Source organism: Paraburkholderia sp. J11-2 (assembly GCF_905220185.1).
Taxonomy (GTDB): domain Bacteria; phylum Pseudomonadota; class Gammaproteobacteria; order Burkholderiales; family Burkholderiaceae; genus Paraburkholderia.
Genome location: NZ_CAJMYY010000030.1, coordinates 1 through 15377, shown reverse-complemented (window position 1 = coordinate 15377; position 15377 = coordinate 1). Strand labels below are relative to the sequence as shown.

General features: G+C 64.5%; 16 protein-coding genes. 3 read left to right on the top strand and 13 right to left on the bottom strand.

Translation table 11 applies throughout. The annotated features are described in order from the left end of the window. Positions 1-37 precede the first annotated feature (37 nt). The 7 genes from U5A57_RS32845 to rpe all read right to left on the bottom strand — a co-directional run bounded on the left by U5A57_RS32845 (position 38) and on the right by rpe (position 6505). On the bottom strand, positions 38-664 hold the full coding sequence (locus U5A57_RS32845; protein ID WP_321915852.1) for a CYTH domain-containing protein: 627 nt from the start codon (positions 662-664) through the stop codon (positions 38-40). 12 nt (positions 665-676) lie between these two features. After that, complete coding sequence (trpC, locus tag U5A57_RS32840; RefSeq protein ID WP_321915851.1) at positions 677-1462, bottom strand: indole-3-glycerol phosphate synthase TrpC; 786 nt, start codon at positions 1460-1462, stop codon at positions 677-679. A gap of 29 nt (positions 1463-1491) precedes the next feature. Next, positions 1492-2520: an anthranilate phosphoribosyltransferase gene (trpD, locus tag U5A57_RS32835; RefSeq protein ID WP_321915850.1), complete on the bottom strand. Its 1029-nt coding sequence runs from the start codon at positions 2518-2520 to the stop codon at positions 1492-1494. A gap of 16 nt (positions 2521-2536) precedes the next feature. Next, positions 2537-3112: an aminodeoxychorismate/anthranilate synthase component II gene (locus U5A57_RS32830; protein WP_069269170.1), complete on the bottom strand. Its 576-nt coding sequence runs from the start codon at positions 3110-3112 to the stop codon at positions 2537-2539. Positions 3113-3126: 14 nt separating this feature from the next. After that, on the bottom strand, positions 3127-4620 hold the full coding sequence (trpE, locus tag U5A57_RS32825) for an anthranilate synthase component I (protein WP_321915849.1): 1494 nt from the start codon (positions 4618-4620) through the stop codon (positions 3127-3129). A 482-nt stretch (positions 4621-5102) separates the two neighbouring features. Then, positions 5103-5810 carry a phosphoglycolate phosphatase gene (locus U5A57_RS32820; protein WP_321915848.1) on the bottom strand — a complete coding sequence of 236 codons (708 nt, stop codon included), beginning with the start codon at positions 5808-5810 and terminating at the stop codon, positions 5103-5105. After that, positions 5807-6505 (bottom strand): ribulose-phosphate 3-epimerase, encoded by a 699-nt coding sequence (gene rpe, locus U5A57_RS32815; protein WP_321915847.1) that lies wholly within the window; start codon positions 6503-6505, stop codon positions 5807-5809. Before rpe ends, U5A57_RS32820 begins: the two co-directional genes overlap by 4 nt. Positions 6506-6720: 215 nt before the next feature. Here rpe and apaG point away from each other — a divergent pair, with 215 nt between their 5' ends. After that, positions 6721-7095: a Co2+/Mg2+ efflux protein ApaG gene (gene apaG, locus U5A57_RS32810; RefSeq protein WP_321915846.1), complete on the top strand. Its 375-nt coding sequence runs from the start codon at positions 6721-6723 to the stop codon at positions 7093-7095. Between the two features lie 24 nt (positions 7096-7119). Here apaG and U5A57_RS32805 read toward each other — a convergent pair whose 3' ends face one another. Next, the gene (locus U5A57_RS32805; RefSeq protein WP_165822966.1) at positions 7120-7263 is read right to left on the bottom strand and encodes a hypothetical protein; all 144 of its coding nucleotides are present in this window, start codon (positions 7261-7263) and stop codon (positions 7120-7122) included. Here U5A57_RS32805 and U5A57_RS32800 point away from each other — a divergent pair. Then, a complete protein-coding gene (locus tag U5A57_RS32800) occupies positions 7229-8509 on the top strand; it encodes a murein transglycosylase A (RefSeq protein ID WP_321915845.1) in 1281 nt (426 codons plus the stop codon). The two genes, U5A57_RS32805 and U5A57_RS32800, sit on opposite strands and share 35 nt — an antisense overlap. A gap of 90 nt (positions 8510-8599) precedes the next feature. On the opposite strand, the gene paaK is transcribed toward U5A57_RS32800, so the two are convergent. The 5 genes from paaK to paaN all read right to left on the bottom strand — a co-directional run bounded on the left by paaK (position 8600) and on the right by paaN (position 14350). Next, positions 8600-9898, bottom strand: coding sequence for a phenylacetate--CoA ligase PaaK (paaK, locus tag U5A57_RS32795; RefSeq protein ID WP_321915844.1), 1299 nt, complete (start codon positions 9896-9898; stop codon positions 8600-8602). 66 nt (positions 9899-9964) lie between these two features. Beyond that, positions 9965-10432 (bottom strand): hydroxyphenylacetyl-CoA thioesterase PaaI, encoded by a 468-nt coding sequence (gene paaI / locus U5A57_RS32790; RefSeq protein WP_321915843.1) that lies wholly within the window; start codon positions 10430-10432, stop codon positions 9965-9967. A gap of 1 nt (position 10433) precedes the next feature. Then, positions 10434-11225, bottom strand: coding sequence for a 2-(1,2-epoxy-1,2-dihydrophenyl)acetyl-CoA isomerase PaaG (gene paaG / locus U5A57_RS32785; protein WP_321915842.1), 792 nt, complete (start codon positions 11223-11225; stop codon positions 10434-10436). 118 nt (positions 11226-11343) lie between these two features. Continuing rightward, entirely contained in the window at positions 11344-12552 is a 1209-nt protein-coding gene (gene pcaF, locus U5A57_RS32780) for a 3-oxoadipyl-CoA thiolase (RefSeq protein ID WP_321915841.1), read from the bottom strand. 97 nt (positions 12553-12649) lie between these two features. Further along, positions 12650-14350: a phenylacetic acid degradation protein PaaN gene (paaN, locus tag U5A57_RS32775; RefSeq protein WP_321915840.1), complete on the bottom strand. Its 1701-nt coding sequence runs from the start codon at positions 14348-14350 to the stop codon at positions 12650-12652. Between the two features lie 138 nt (positions 14351-14488). On the opposite strand from paaN, the gene U5A57_RS32770 reads away from it, so the two are divergent. After that, the gene (locus U5A57_RS32770) at positions 14489-15265 is read left to right on the top strand and encodes an enoyl-CoA hydratase (RefSeq protein WP_321915839.1); all 777 of its coding nucleotides are present in this window, start codon (positions 14489-14491) and stop codon (positions 15263-15265) included. Positions 15266-15377: the final 112 nt, after the last annotated feature.

Genomic DNA, 15377 nt, shown 5'->3' with positions numbered 1-15377 from the left:
TGTTTGCGCGGCGCTTCGAGGTTGCGCCGCGTCGTTCTCAGCCTTCGCGCAGCTTGTACCCGCGCTGGGCCTTGCTGATGTCGTCCGGCGCGAGGCCTGGCAGCGCCTTGGCAAGTTCGGCAGCAAGCGTGTGCAATGCCGCTTCGTCGCCCGCCTTCAGTTCAAGCTCGATTTCGCAGATCGGCGCGCGGCGCGTTTCGCCGTTCACGTCCGCGACGATTTCGCCCTGATCGATGGCCGCTTCCACCTGTGCGCCGTCGACGTCGAGCGTCCACAGCGTGCGTGTGAAGTCGGTGCGAAAGAGCGGGATCAGGTTCGCGGCGGCATCCGAGAGCGCCGTCGACACGCCGGCCTCATCGCACTCATGCAGCAGCCGGTCGATTTCGAGCGCTTCGCCCGCCACCGGCATTTCCCACTCGTGCCGCGCGTGCAGCCCGTTTTGCGCTACACCCACGGTCTTGAACGTCTGCAGCCAGCCTTCGGGCGCGCGGCGCAGGCGCAGCGCGCTCTTTGCGCCCGAGAGTGCGAGCGCCGGCGTGTCGAAGTAGACGTTTTCGAGCCTGATGGCACGACCGGGCATACCGGCGCGCGTCTCGAACAGACGCAGCGCCGCGTCCACCTGGCCGCGCGGCAGCGCGAGCTTGATTTCGCGTTCGATACCCATCGTGCTGCGCAATCAGAAGAACATGCGGGCGAGTTCCGCGCCCGGATGTTCGGCGCGCATGAACGCTTCGCCCACGAGGAACGTGTGCACGGAGAGCGAGCGCATCTTCTCGACATCGGCGCGCGAGAGAATGCCCGACTCGGTCACGACGATTCGGTCTTCGGGCACGTCGTCGAGCATGCCGATGGTCGTATCCAGCGTGGTTTCGAACGTGCGCAGATTGCGGTTGTTGATGCCGATGAGCGGCGTCTTCAGCGTGAGCGCGTGCTTGAGTTCTTCGCGGTCATGCACCTCGACCAGCACCGCGAGACCGAGCGAATGCGCAAGCGCCTCGAGGTCGCGCATTTCGCCGGGCTGCAGCGCGGCGGCGATCAGCAGGATCGCATCGGCGCCCATCGCGCGTGCTTCGACGATCTGGTACGGATCGACGATGAAGTCCTTGCGCAGCACCGGCAGATTGCACGCGGCGCGCGCGGCTTCGAGGTACGCCACGCTGCCCTGGAAGAACTGCACGTCGGTGAGCACGGAAAGGCAGGCCGCGCCGCCTTCGGCGTACGAGCGCGCGATTTCGGCTGGCTGGAAGTTTTCGCGCAGCACGCCTTTCGACGGGCTTGCCTTCTTCACTTCGGCGATCACGGCCGCCTGGCCGTTCTCGTGCTTCGCGCGCAAGGCGCCGACGAAATCGCGCAAGTCGCGCGTGCTGGCCTGCAGACGCAGTTCTTCGAGCGGGGCGCTCTGCTCGGCGGCGCGCACTTCTTCGCGCTTGACCGCAATGATCTTGTCGAGGATGTCACTCATGATATTCGGAGGCAAAAAACGGTGCTGGATCAGCGTTTGAACTGTTGCGTGAAGCGTACCAGTTCGTCGACTTTGGCGCGCGCGCGGCCGCTGGCGAGGGTCTCACGCGCCAGCGCGATGCCTTCGGCGATCGAGTCGGCCACGTTCGCCGAGTAGAGCGCCGTGCCCGCGTTCAACGCGACGATCTCGCGCGCGGTGCCCGCTTCGTTCGAGAGCGCGCCGAGCAGCATCGCTTTCGATTCGTCGGCGTTTTCGACCTTGAGCGAACGGTTCGAGACCATCTGCATGCCGAAGTCTTCGGGGTGGATCTCGTACTCGCGAATCTGGCCGTCCTTCAACTCGCCCACGAGCGTGGCCGCACCGAGCGACACCTCGTCCATGCCGTCCTTGCCGTACACGACGCACACGTGCTTGGCGCCCAGACGCTCCATCACGCGCACCTGAATGCCGACGAGGTCCGGGTGAAACACGCCCATCAGCTGATTCGGCGCGCCGGCCGGATTCGTGAGCGGCCCGAGGATGTTGAAGATCGTGCGCACGCCAAGCTCGCGGCGCACGGCGGCGATGTTCTTCATCGCGGGATGATGATTGGGCGCGAACATGAAGCCCATGCCCGTTTCGGCGATCGATGCGGCCACCTGATCCGGCTGCAGGTCGATGTTCACGCCGAGCGCCTCGAGTACATCCGCGCTGCCCGACTTGCTCGATACGCCACGATTGCCGTGCTTGGCGACTTTTGCACCCGCCGCGGCGACGACGAACATCGAAGCCGTGGAGATATTAAAGGTGTGCGAACCATCGCCGCCCGTGCCGACGATGTCGATGAAGTTCGAGTTGTCCTTCACCTCGACGTGATTCGCGAACTCGCGCATCACCGTCGCGGCGGCGGTGATCTCGCCGATCGTTTCCTTCTTCACGCGCAGGCCGGTGATGATGGCGGCCGAAAGCACGGGCGAAAGCTCGCCGCGCATGATGAGGCGCATGAGATGGAGCATCTCGTCGTGAAAAATCTCGCGATGCTCGATCGTGCGTTGGAGCGCTTCCTGCGGGGTAATCATGTGGGTGGCCTCCGGGTTAGGCGCTCTTGGTTTGCTTCAGGAAGTTCTCGAACAGCGCGTGGCCGTGCTCCGAGAGAATCGACTCCGGATGGAACTGCACGCCTTCCACTGCAAGTTCGCGGTGACGCACGCCCATGATTTCGCCGTCGTCGGTCCACGCCGATACTTCCAGGCAGTCGGGCAGCGATTCGCGCTCGATGGCGAGCGAGTGGTAGCGCGTGACGTTGAAGTGCTTCGGCAGGTCGGCGAACACGCCTTTGCAGTCGGTTTCGATCTGGCTCACCTTGCCGTGCATGATGGTCTTCGCGCGCACCACACGGCCGCCGAACGCTTCGCCAATCGCCTGATGACCGAGGCACACGCCGAGAATCGGCGTCTTGCCCGCGAATTCGCGCAGCACGTCGAGCGTGATGCCCGCGTGCTGCGGGTTGCTCGGTCCCGGCGAGAGGCAGATGCGAGCAGGATTGAGCTTCGCGATTTCGTCGATGGTGATTTCGTCGTTACGGTACGTATGAACGTCTTCGCCGAGCTCGCCGAAGTACTGGACGATGTTGTAGGTAAACGAATCGTAGTTGTCGATCATGAGCAACATGGTCTTTTCTCCGCTCAGAAGTCGCTGTCGAGGCCGTCCTGCACCTGCTCGGCGGCGCGCAGCACGGCGCGCGCCTTATTCTCGGTTTCCTGCCATTCGGACTCGGGCACCGAATCCGCAACCACGCCCGCGGCGGCCTGCACATACAGATTGCCGTTGTGGATGAGGCCGGTGCGGATCGCGATCGCGAGGTCCATTTCGCCGTTGAACGAGAGATAGCCCACGGCACCACCGTACAGGCCGCGCTTCACCGGTTCGAGTTCGTCGATGAGTTCCATCGCGCGCACCTTCGGCGCACCCGAGAGCGTGCCGGCCGGGAAGGTGGCGCGCAGCACGTCGAAGTTGTTCATGCCGGGCTTGAGCTTGCCCTCCACCGAACTCACGATGTGCTGCACGTGCGAGTACTTTTCGATGATCATCTTGTCGGTCACGCTCACCGAGCCGATTTCGGCGATGCGGCCCACGTCGTTGCGCGCGAGGTCGATCAGCATGACGTGCTCGGCGATTTCCTTCGGGTCATTGAGCAATTCGGTCGCGAGTTCGGCGTCGCGCTCGGGCGTGTTGCCGCGCGGGCGAGTGCCGGCGAGCGGCCGGATCGTCACGATGCGGTCCTCGCCGCGCTTTTCCTGGCGCACGAGAATTTCCGGCGACGCGCCCACCACGTGGAATTCGCCGAAGTTGTAGTAGTACATGTACGGCGACGGGTTCAGCGAACGCAGCGCGCGGTAGAGCGAAAGCGGATTGTCGCGATACGGCTTCGTGAGGCGCTGGCCCACCTGAACCTGCATCAGTTCGCCCGCCGCGATGTATTCCTTCGCCTTGCGCACGGCGGCGAGGTAGTCGTCCTTCTTGAACTCGCGGAACGTTTCGGTGCGCACGCTCGCGCTCGTCACGGGCGGCTGCACCGTGGTGCGCAGGCGCTGCTTGAGTTCGCGCAGGCGATGCTTGGCCTTGGTGTAGGCCTCGGGCGTTTGCGGGTCGGCGTAGACGATCAGGTAGAGCTTGCCCGCGAGATTGTCGATCACGGCGACTTCTTCGGTCAGCAGCAACTGGATGTCGGGCAGGCCGAGGTCGTCGGTCGGGCAGGTGTCGGCGAGCTTTTTCTCGATGTAGCGCACCGCGTCGTAGCCGAAGTAGCCCGCGAGGCCGCCGCAGAAGCGCGGCAAGCCCGGACGCTGCGCGACCTTGAAGCGCGCCTGGTACTTCGCGATGAATTCGAGCGGATCTTCGTGATGCGTCTCGATCACCTGGCCGTCGCGCACGACTTCCGAAACGCCGTTGCGCGTACGGATCAGCGAGCGCGCGGGCAGGCCGATGAACGAGTAGCGCCCAAAGCGCTCGCCGCCCACCACGGACTCCAGCAGGAAAGAGTTGGCGCCGCCGCGCTCGGGTTGCGCGAGCTTGAGGTACAGCGAAAGCGGCGTTTCGAGATCGGCGAGCGCTTCGGCGATCAGCGGGATGCGGTTGTAGCCCTCGTTGGCGAGGGACTGAAATTCGAGTTCGGTCATGTTCCGATCCTGTTCGTGCTGCCGGTCGCGGCGGGTGCGGGCCCAGTGCGGCTCAAAACGGGGCGCGCGGTGAGCGCGAGGCGTTTGTTTTTGAGTGCTAGATGGCCGCTGGCGCTCGCTCGTGCTGCCCGATAAGCGCATTAAAGCGCCTGCCGGGCCGGCGTGCAGTACATCGACGGAAGGTGAGGCGTAGCCGCTCGCGCCTCGCGCACTTCGCCACGAACGGCGAAACAATACGCAAGGACCACGAAAGCCAACGGCGAGACCAGCCGACGGGTTACTGCAACAGTTTAGAGTCGAGACACGCGCGAGTGCGCAGCGAAGTAAAAAACGGTGCTGAAGACGAACGAATACGCAACTTCAGCGAACCTCGGGTGAGGTTAGCGCGACCAGCGACGCCAGGGCCAGGCTCCCCGGTCGATCGTGCTCAGACTCCGTTTTTTATTCAGAAACATGAGGATAGTTGACGTTCAGTTGAGAACTTAAGTCAGATCATTGTGCGCTGCGACCGCCTTGGCGGCGTCGAGCAGCGAGGCAACTATACCATCCGATTCAATTTTTTGTACAGGTTGGCCGTGGTTGTAGCCGTAGGGCACCGTGAGCGTGGCCATACCGGCCGCGCGGCCAGCAATCGCATCGTTCTCCGAATCGCCGATCGCCACCGCCGCTGCGGGCGCAACGCCCAGGCGCTCGCACGCCGTGAGCATCGGCAGCGGGTCCGGCTTTTTCTTCGCCAGGCTGTCGCCGCCGATCACCACTTCGAAGTACGCCGCGAGGCCGTATTGCTGCAAAAGCTCAACGGCGAAGCGGTGCGGCTTGTTGGTCACGCACGCGAGCTTGATGCCCTGGTCGCGCAGCGCAGCGAGGCCCGCAACGACTTCCGGGTACAGATGCGTATGGCGGCCGTTGATCTTCGCGTACTCGTCCTGGTAGAGCGCGAGCGCTTCGTCGAAGCGTGCCTCCACGTTGTCCGCCGCAAAGCGCGGCGCAAGCACGCTGCGGATCAGGTGCTCCGAGCCCTTGCCCACGTAGCCCATCACTTCCTCGCGCGTGGTTTCCTCGGCGTCGAGCTGCGCGAGCATGCCGTTCAGGCCGGCGGCGAAGTCGTCGGCGGTGTCGACCATCGTGCCGTCCAGGTCGATCAGCGCCGCTTCGATGCGCGGCGCGGTGAATCGGACAGGGGCGTTCATTTCGCGGTTGCGGCGTTGGCAACGCTTGCGAGCTGCGCGCGCATCTGATCGATCACGGCCTTGTAGTCCGGCTTGCCGAAGATCGCCGAGCCCGCCACGAAGGTGTCTGCGCCTGCCGCCGCGATTTCGGCGATGTTGTCCACCTTCACGCCGCCGTCCACTTCGAGGTGGATTTCGCGGCCCGTGCGCGCCGTGTAGGCGTCGATCTTCGCGCGGGCCTCACGCAGCTTGTTGAGCGCCTCCGGAATGAACGACTGGCCGCCGAAGCCAGGATTCACCGACATGATGAGCACGAGGTCGACCTTGTCCATCACGTGGTCGAGATAGTTCAGCGGCGTGGCCGGGTTGAACACGAGGCCCGCCTTGCAGCCGTGGTCGCGGATCAGCGAGAGCGTGCGGTCGATATGGTCCGAGCCTTCCGGGTGGAAGCTGATGAGGTTCGCGCCGGCCTTGGCGAAGTCGGGCACGATGCGATCGACCGGGCGCACCATCAGATGCACGTCGATAGGTACGTTCACGTGCGGGCGAATCGCCTCGCACACCAGCGGGCCGATAGTGAGGTTCGGCACGTAATGGTTGTCCATCACGTCGAAGTGGATCCAGTCGGCGCCGGCGGCGACGACATTGCGGACTTCCTCGCCAAGACGCGCGAAGTCGGCGGAGAGAATGCTGGGGGCGATGCGGAATTGCGTCATGGCGGCCATCGAAAAACTGTCGGAAAAACCGTATTTTACCGTCAGTAGGAGAGCCGTTCGCGGCGGCCGCCACGGGCTGCGCCGGGTTGCGGGTGCCCGTTGCATCAAGCAGAATGCCAAACCATGTGCCGCGCCTCGCGGCGCGCTCGCGAGCGCCTTGCTGCGCGGGCGTCTCAGTCAACGCACTCAGCCGCACCCGGGCGAATGGAACAAGGATGAGCCAGTACGAATTCAGCGTGACGTCGCAGGTGCGCTACCTGCCCGAAGAATCGGACCCGGAGCGCCGGCAATATGCCTTCGCGTACACGTTGACCATTCGCAATACCGGTCAGGTGAGCGCCCAGCTCATTGCACGCCACTGGGTGATCACCGACAGCGAAAATCAGGTGCAGGAAGTGAAGGGGCTCGGCGTGGTCGGCCATCAGCCGCTCTTGAAACCGGGCGAGCAGTTCGAGTACACGAGCTGGGCCGTGATCGCGACCCCGGTGGGCACCATGCGCGGCGAGTACTTCTGTGTGGCCGAGGACGCCGAGCGTTTCGAGGCGCCCGTGCCCGAGTTCGTGTTGCGCATGCCGCGCACGCTGCATTGAACCGCAGCGCGAATTCGGGGTCTGCTAGTCCTGACGCCGGTCGTCGCGCGAGGCTTGTTTCTTCCTGCCCGACGCGGTCCACACAACGATGAAAATCAGCAGGAACAGCGCAAGGAGCGCTTCCAGACCAAACATGAGCATCGGGTATTCGTCGAGCAGTTCTGACATGGCGGCATCCATCGAGAGCCAGTATTGTAGGCGTGATTTTGACGTCGATTCAGGTCGTAATGACCCGGTGATGCCGGGATTCACAAAGGCGGAATATCGCGCGGGGTCAGCGCTTCGGCGCGGGGTGGTCCGATTGGGTGGCCGGTTAGGCGGCTGGTTGGGTGCCGTTTCGCTGGCGGCCTTGCTTGCCGCATGCGGTGGCCCGAGCTACGTGCGTAACGCCCCGCCCAAGGGTGCGCCCACGCTGCCGTCACAACTCGCCGCGCAGCGTCTCACGGCGGTCGCGTGGCAGCAGGTGCCGGGCTGGCAGGACGACTCGCTGATCGGCGTGACCGCGGCGCTGCGCGCGAACTGCACGCGCCTCGCGCGCGATCCCCGCTGGCAGCGCGCGTGCTCGGCCGCCTCGCAACTCGACGACCTCGATGCATCGAGCGCTCGGGCATTCTTCGAAACGTATTTCACCCCCTATCAGTTCGCCAACACCGACGGCACGCTAGACGGCCTCGTGACCGGCTACTACGAGCCGCTGCTGCATGGTTCGCGCACGCGTCACGGCATCTACCAGACCGCGCTGTATCGCTGGCCGTCCGCCTATCGTCCGGGCGCCGCGATGCCGGCGCGCGCGCAACTCGAACGCTCGGGCGTGCTCAACGGCAACGAGCTCGTGTGGGTCGACGATCCGATCGAAGCGTTCTTCCTGCAGGTGCAGGGCTCGGGGCGCGTCGTGATGGAAGACGGCAGCGTGATGCGCGTGGGTTTTGGCGGCACCAACAACCAGCCGTACAAGTCGATTGGGCGCTGGCTGCTCGACCGCGGTGAACTCACGCCCGCGCAGGCGACCATGCAGGGCATCAAGGCGTGGGCGCGCGCGAACCCCACGCGCGTGGACGCGCTCCTCGACACCAATCCGCGCTTCGTGTTTTTCCGCGAAATGGGCGGCTCCGAGGGCGACGCGCAGGGTGGGTCGGATGGCCCGATCGGTGCGCTCGGCGTGCCGCTCACGCCGGAACGCTCGATTGCCGTCGATCCGTCTTCGATTCCGCTTGGCACGCCGGTGTTTCTGCAGACCACGCGGCCACTCACGAACACGCCGCTCAACCGGCTCGTGTTCGCGCAAGATACGGGCTCGGCAATCAAGGGCGGCGTGCGCGCCGACTACTTCTGGGGTCTTGGCGACGACGCCGGCGATCTGGCCGGCAAGATGAAGCAGGGCGGCCGAATGTGGCTACTGTTCCCGAACTCGTGAGTGCCGCAGCGTTTTCAGCGCGCACGTAGCGTGAAGCGAAAAAGCCGGCGGCAGCCGGCTTTTTCTTTTGCTACGCGTTGCGAACCGCGCTCACTTCGGCCGCTTGTCGATCACGCGCTTCGCCTTGCCGACCGAACGTTCGATGCCGTTGACCTCCAGCACGTTCACCTTGCACGTCACGCCGATCAGCGCCTTGATGTCGTAAGCGAGCGCCTTGCTTGCCGCGTCGAGCGCGCCGTAATCGGGCGCGGTTTCCGGACATGGTTCGCAGTTGAGCGCCATCACGTCCATCGGACCTTCCTTCGTCAGGACGATCTGATAGTGCGGCGCGAGCGCCGGCTGCTTGAGCAGCAGTTCCTCGATCTGCGTGGGGAACACGTTCACGCCGCGGATGATCAGCATGTCGTCAGAGCGGCCCGTGATCTTCTCCATGCGGCGCATGGTGCGCGCCGTACCCGGCAACAGACGTGTGAGGTCACGCGTGCGGTAACGGATGATAGGCAGCGCTTCCTTGGTGAGCGAGGTGAAGACGAGTTCGCCGAATTCGCCGTCAGGCAGCACTTCGCCTGTTTCCGGGTTGATGATCTCGGGATAGAAGTGGTCTTCCCAGATCGTCGGGCCGTCCTTGGTTTCCGCACATTCCGAGGCAACGCCCGGGCCCATCACTTCCGAAAGACCGTAGATGTCGACCGCCGTGATGCCCATGCGTTCTTCGATCGCCCGGCGCATGTCGTTGGTCCACGGCTCCGCGCCGAAGATGCCGATGCGCAGCGAACTGGTGCGCGGATCGATGCCCTGGCGCTCCATTTCGTCGGCGATCGCGAGCATATAGCTCGGCGTGACCATGATGATGTCGGGACGGAAGTCCTGGATCAGCTGAACTTGCTTCTCGGTCTGACCGCCACCGAACGGAATGACCGTGAGGCCCGCGCGTTCGGCACCGTAGTGCGCGCCAAGGCCACCCGTAAAGAGTCCGTAGCCGTAGCTGATGTGTACCTTATCGCCGCGCCGTGCGCCCGCTGCGCGCACCGAACGCGCGACGAGATTCGCCCAGGTGTCGATGTCGCGCGCCGTGTAGGCAACCACGGTGGGCTTGCCCGTCGTACCCGAGGACGCATGGATACGCGAAATCTGGTCTTGCGGCACGGCGAACATGCCGAAGGGGTAGTTATCGCGCAAATCCTTCTTCGTGGTGAACGGGAAGCGCGCGAGATCGGCGAGCGACTGCACCTGCGACGGATGCACGCCTGCTTCGTCGAATTTGCGGCGATAGACCGGCGAATTCTCGTAAGCATGGTTCAGGGACCATTTCAGGCGCTCGAGCTGCAGGGCAGCAAGCTCGTCGCGGCTCGCCTTTTCGATGGATTCGAGCGGCAGCGTGGTACTCATGGGTGTCTCCTGGATCTTAAGAACTTTACTCGTGACGCGTAGGGAATCGAGAAGGGGAAACCCGCTTCACGTTGCGACTGGAATGACATTGCCGCGAATCTGCGCGGACTTGCCTCGGAAAAGCGCGACGGTTTCGCCTGCCCGGTTCGTCACGCGGATGTCGTAGACCCCGTTACGTCCCGATAGCACCTGTTCGACGGCTTCGGCGGTCAACACCTCGTCGCGCAGGACGGGACGCAGGAACTCGATCGAGCAGCCGGCCGCTACGGTGTTGATGTTGTATGAATTGCACGCGAAGGCGAACGCCGAATCCGCGAGCGAGAAAATCATCCCGCCGTGGCAGGTCTGATGGCCGTTCAGGAACTCGGGCCGCACGGCCATGCGCAGGCGCGCGTAACCGGCGCGCACTTCGAGGAGTTCCATGCCGAGCGCGCGGGTGCAGCCGTCGGATTCGTACATCGCTAGCGCGGCCGCGCGGGCGAGTTCGTCGGGCGACATGTCGTGCTCAGGCCGTTGCGAGACTTGCGTGGACATCTCAGCGGCCCTCGAAATGCGGTGCGCGTTTTTCGATGAAGGCCTGGACGCCTTCCGCGTAGTCGTACGACGCGCCGAGTTCGCGCTGCAGATCGCGTTCGAGATCGAGTTGCTGGTCGAGCGTGTTCGTGGCCGATGCGCGCAGCGCTTCGCGCGTGGCGACGATGGCGCGCGTAGGTTGCTGCGCGAGGCGTGCGGCGAGCGCGCCGGCCGTTTGCGCGAGTTCCGCATCGTCGGTCACTTGCCAGACGAGGCCCCAGCTCTCCGCCTTTTCCGCGCCGAGTTTTTCGCCGGTCATGGCGAGCCCGAGTGCGCGTGCCATGCCCACGCGCTTGGGCAGGAACCACGTGCCGCCGGAATCGGGCACGAGGCCGATCTTCACGAACGCCTGGATGAAGCTGGCAGAGCGTGCGGCGAGCACGAGGTCGCAGGCGAGGGCGAGATTTGCGCCAGCGCCGGCGGCGGTGCCGTTGACAGCGGCGATCACGGGCATCGGCAGCGCTTGCAGCCGCTTGATCAGCGGATTGAAATGCTCGTCGATGAGGTCGCCCAGGTCGGTCATCGCTCCCGGTGTGAAGTCGAGATCGGCGAGATCCTGGCCCGCGCAGAAGCCGCGGCCCGCGCCTGTCAGCACAAGGGCGCGCGCGCCGGCTGCGACGACTTCGTCGAGTGCTGCGGCAAGCTCTGCGTGCATGACACGCGTGAAGCTGTTGAGCTTGTCGGGGCGGTTGAGCGTGATGGTGGCCACGCGGGTGGATGCGTCGATTTCGACGCGGATCGCATCGTAGGGCATCGGTTGTCTCCTGTCGGCGGGGCCTGGCGCTTAAGCGCCGAGTCCCGCTCAATGCAAAGCAGTTTGCTGCCTGAGACCGCCGAATGCATCGCCCGGCGGCCGGTCGATACTGCGCGTGTTACGCCTCGATGCGTTCGATCGCGAGGGCAATGCCCTGGCCGACGCCGATGCACATCGTGCAAAGCGCGAAACGTCCATTCGTGCGCTCCAGCTGATGGAGCGCCGTTGTAACGAGCCGTGCGCCCGAGGCGCCGAGCGGGTGGCCCAGTGCAATCGCGCCCCCATTCGGGTTCACGCGCGGATCGTCGTCGGCAATGCCGAGTGCGCGCAGCACGGCGAGACCTTGCGAGGCGAATGCTTCATTGAGCTCGATCACATCGAACTGGTCCAGCGTCATGCCGAGTTGCTTGAGCAGCTTTTGCGTAGCGGGCGCGGGGCCGATGCCCATGATGCGCGGCGCGACGCCAGCGGTCGCCATGCCAAGTACGCGCGCGCGGCGACGCAGGCCATATTGCTTTGCGGCTTCCTCATTGGCGAGCAGCAGGGCGCAGGCGCCGTCGTTGACGCCCGAGGCGTTGCCCGCCGTGACGGTGCCGTCCGGCTTCACGACGCCCTTGAGTTTGGCGAGCGATTCGAGCGAAGTCTCGCGCGGGTGTTCGTCGAGCGTCACGCGAACTGGGTCACCCTTCTTTTGCGCAATCTCGACCGCTACGATTTCCTGCGCGAGCGTGCCGTCCTTCTGCGCGCGCGCTGCTTTTTGCTGGCTGCGCAGCGCGAACGCGTCCTGATCGGCGCGATTGATCTTGAATTCCTCGGCGACGTTTTCCGCTGTTTCCGGCATTGAATCGACACCGTACTGTTGCTTCATCAGCTTGTTGACGAAGCGCCAGCCAATGGTCGTGTCATAGATGGCCGCTTCACGCGAGAACGCCGAAGCAGCCTTGCCCATGACGAACGGCGCGCGCGTCATGCTTTCCACGCCGCCCGCGATCATGAGGCGCGCTTCGCCCGCCTTGATCGCGCGTGCGGCACTGCCCACGGCGTCGAGGCCCGAGCCGCACAGGCGGTTGAGCGTGCCGCCCGGAGCGTCGGTGGGCAGGCCCGCGAGCAGCGCGGCCATGCGCGCGACGTTGCGATTGTCCTCGCCGGCCTGGTTGGCACAGCCGTAGAGCACGTCGTCGAGCGCGTTCCAGTCCACGCCGGGATTGCGCTCCACGAGTGCGCGGATGGGCACGGCGGCGAGGTCGTCCGCGCGCACGTCTTTGAGGGCGCCGCCGTAGCGGCCGAACGGGGTGCGAATCGCGTCGCAGATATAGGCTTCGGTCATCTCGGGTTCCTGGGGCGCGAGCGCAGAAGTGCACTCACGCCTTGCATGCTAGAGGGATGGGCAAGCGGGCGCTATTCGGCTGAACGGCATAGACCGTTCAGCTGGCTACCGCGGGGGCCGCTTTCGGTTCAACATGAACGCGGCTCTGAACCACACGGAAGCGGTTCGCCACGAAGGCGGCGTCGGCGAGTGCGGCGTTCGCCGCGGGGTTCGCGCCGGTGCCGTGGAAGTCCGAGAACGCAGCCGACTGGTTCACGAACACGCCGCCCGTCAGGTTGATCGAGAGCGCCACGCCGCCGGTGACGGCGGCTTCGTGAGCCGCTTCGATCACGGCGTCGTCCGTGCTGTAGACGGAGAGCGTGAGCGCGCCGTGGTCGCGAGCGGTCTCGCCGGCCAGCTTGAGCGACTGGGCGGTCGAATCCGTGGCGATCACGAACGAGATCGGGCCGAACCACTCGCGTGTGAACTGGGCGGCGTCGCGGGCTGCGTCGAGCGAAAGCACGAGCGGTGTGCGTACACGAGCGCCGGTGAACTGCGGGTGTTCCAGCGTTTGGCTGTCGGCGAGCACGGTGCCGAGCTTGCGGGCCTCGTCGATGCGAGCGGTCACACCTTCATTCTGGATCGCGCCGAGCACTTCGACGGCGCGCGCCGGGTCGGACACGAACTTCTGCACGGCGCCGGCAATTGCCTGAGCGACGGCCTCGAAGCTCACCTGGCCTTCAGCAGTGCGGATGCCGTCACGCGGCACATAGATGTTCTGCGGAGCCGTGCACATCTGGCCCGAGTAAAGCGAGAGCGAGAAGGCAATGTTGCGGGCGGCGGCCTTCAGGTCATCCACGGAGTCGATCACGATCTGGTTCACGCCGGCCTTTTCTGTGTAGACCTGCGCCTGGTGCGCATTGCGCTCGAGCCAGTCGCCGTTTTGCGTGCTGCCCGTGAAGTCGATCAGCTTGATCTCGGGGCGCAGCGCGAGCGCTTGCACGAGCGCGCCGTCGTTGGGATCGGTGGCGAGCAGGGTCACGATGTTCGGATCGAAGCCGGCTTCACGCAGGACGTCACGCGCAATGCGCACGGTGATCGCGAGCGGCAGGATCGCGCCCGGGTGCGGCTTGACGATAACGGTGTTGCCGGTCGCGAGATCGGCAAAGAGGCCGGGGTAGCCGTTCCAGGTCGGAAACGTGCAGCAGCCAAGCACGAGGCCGGTGCCACGCGGCACGATGGTGAAGCGCTTTTGCATCGCGAGCGGCGGGTTCTTGCCCTGCGGCTTTTCCCAGTGCGCGTCGGCGGGAATGCGGCGCAACTGGTCGTATGCGTAAGCGACGGCTTCGAGCGCCCGGTCCTGAGCGTGCGGGCCGCCGGCCTGGAACGCCATCATGAACGCCTGGCCGGTCGTGTGCATCACGCTGAAGGCGATCTCGAAGCTTGCGCGGTTAAGGCGCTCGAGAATTTCGAGGCTCACGCCAGCCCATGCTTGCGGGCCCGCTGCACGCCAGTTGCGCTGGGCGTTCTGGGCGGCTTCGATCAACTGATCAGGCGTCGATTTCGGATAGCGCGCGCCGAGCGCGAAACCGAACGGCGAGGCCTCGCTGCCGACAGTTTCGCCGGTCGACGGCTGGTCGAGTACGAAGGCGCGATTCAGGTGGGCCTTGAACGCGGCTTCGCCATCTGCGCTAGCGGTTTCCCCGTACACTTTGGGGCTAGGCATTTCGGCGAACGGGCTCCAGTAGCCACGGGTCTCAATGGCGGCAAGCGCTTTTTGAAGCGCGCCCTCATGCTTGGCGAACAGCGAATGTGTCATGGCTCAACGTTGGTAGAGAGGGTGGACAGGGCCCGCATCAATTAATTGACCGACCGGTTGGTTGGGCAATGTTAGCATTAGTCAAAGTTCGGCGTAAAAAATTTTTTTGGGGACTTTCTTTAGATGAAAGGAGGAGCTATGGGGTACGAAAACATCCTGGTCGAGACGCGCGGCAAGGTCGGTCTGGTCACGCTGAACCGGCCAAAGGCGCTCAATGCGCTTAACGATGCGCTCATGGACGAACTGGGCGCAGCGCTCAAGGCGTTCGACGCCGATGAGGGCGTGGGTGCGATCGTCATCACGGGTAGCGAAAAGGCGTTTGCGGCCGGCGCGGACATCGGGATGATGGCGACCTACACCTTCATGGATGTGTACAAAGGCGACTACATCACGCGCAACTGGGAGACGATCCGCTCGATTCGCAAGCCGATCATTGCGGCGGTTGCCGGCTTCGCGCTAGGTGGCGGCTGTGAGCTGGCCATGATGTGCGACATGATCTTCGCCGCCGATACGGCGAAGTTCGGTCAGCCCGAGATCAAGTTGGGCGTGATTCCTGGGGCGGGTGGTACGCAGCGTCTGCCGCGCGCGGTATCGAAAGCCAAGGCAATGGATCTGTGCCTGACCGCGCGGATGATGGGTGCGGAAGAGGCGGAGCGTGCCGGGCTTGTATCTCGAGTCATTCCGGCTGCGGATTTGCTGAATGAAACGCTCGCGGCCGCGGCGACCATCTGCGAATTCTCCCTGCCCGCCGTCATGATGGCGAAGGAGTCGGTCAACCGCGCCTACGAAACCACGCTCGCAGAGGGCGTGCATTTCGAGCGTCGCCTGTTTCATTCGCTCTTCGCAACGGAAGATCAAAAAGAAGGGATGGCGGCATTTGTCGAAAAGCGCAAGCCCGCGTTCAAGAACAAGTAACGACGCGGCGGGATTCGACCGCTGCGAGCGGCGGTCGGAATTATTTTTCGCCACCCCTTGCGCGGCGCCGTCGGGGGCGCTAAGATTCGCCCCCTTCGCAGTTCGATGTCAG

Bases quoted from the DNA above. Each gene is read 5' to 3' on its own strand.
- U5A57_RS32845 (WP_321915852.1), bottom strand. From the start codon at position 664: ATGGGTATCGAACGCGAAATCAAGCTCGCGCTGCCGCGCGGCCAGGTG.
- trpC (WP_321915851.1), bottom strand. From the start codon at position 1,462: ATGAGTGACATCCTCGACAAGATCATTGCGGTCAAGCGCGAAGAAGTG.
- trpD (WP_321915850.1), bottom strand. From the start codon at position 2,520: ATGATTACCCCGCAGGAAGCGCTCCAACGCACGATCGAGCATCGCGAG.
- U5A57_RS32830 (WP_069269170.1), bottom strand. From the start codon at position 3,112: ATGTTGCTCATGATCGACAACTACGATTCGTTTACCTACAACATCGTC.
- trpE (WP_321915849.1), bottom strand. From the start codon at position 4,620: ATGACCGAACTCGAATTTCAGTCCCTCGCCAACGAGGGCTACAACCGC.
- U5A57_RS32820 (WP_321915848.1), bottom strand. From the start codon at position 5,810: ATGAACGCCCCTGTCCGATTCACCGCGCCGCGCATCGAAGCGGCGCTG.
- rpe (WP_321915847.1), bottom strand. From the start codon at position 6,505: ATGACGCAATTCCGCATCGCCCCCAGCATTCTCTCCGCCGACTTCGCG.
- apaG (WP_321915846.1), top strand. From the start codon at position 6,721: ATGAGCCAGTACGAATTCAGCGTGACGTCGCAGGTGCGCTACCTGCCC.
- U5A57_RS32800 (WP_321915845.1), top strand. From the start codon at position 7,229: ATGAGCATCGGGTATTCGTCGAGCAGTTCTGACATGGCGGCATCCATC.
- U5A57_RS32805 (WP_165822966.1), bottom strand. From the start codon at position 7,263: ATGTCAGAACTGCTCGACGAATACCCGATGCTCATGTTTGGTCTGGAA.
- paaK (WP_321915844.1), bottom strand. From the start codon at position 9,898: ATGAGTACCACGCTGCCGCTCGAATCCATCGAAAAGGCGAGCCGCGAC.
- paaI (WP_321915843.1), bottom strand. From the start codon at position 10,432: ATGTCCACGCAAGTCTCGCAACGGCCTGAGCACGACATGTCGCCCGAC.
- paaG (WP_321915842.1), bottom strand. From the start codon at position 11,225: ATGCCCTACGATGCGATCCGCGTCGAAATCGACGCATCCACCCGCGTG.
- pcaF (WP_321915841.1), bottom strand. From the start codon at position 12,552: ATGACCGAAGCCTATATCTGCGACGCGATTCGCACCCCGTTCGGCCGC.
- paaN (WP_321915840.1), bottom strand. From the start codon at position 14,350: ATGACACATTCGCTGTTCGCCAAGCATGAGGGCGCGCTTCAAAAAGCG.
- U5A57_RS32770 (WP_321915839.1), top strand. From the start codon at position 14,489: ATGGGGTACGAAAACATCCTGGTCGAGACGCGCGGCAAGGTCGGTCTG.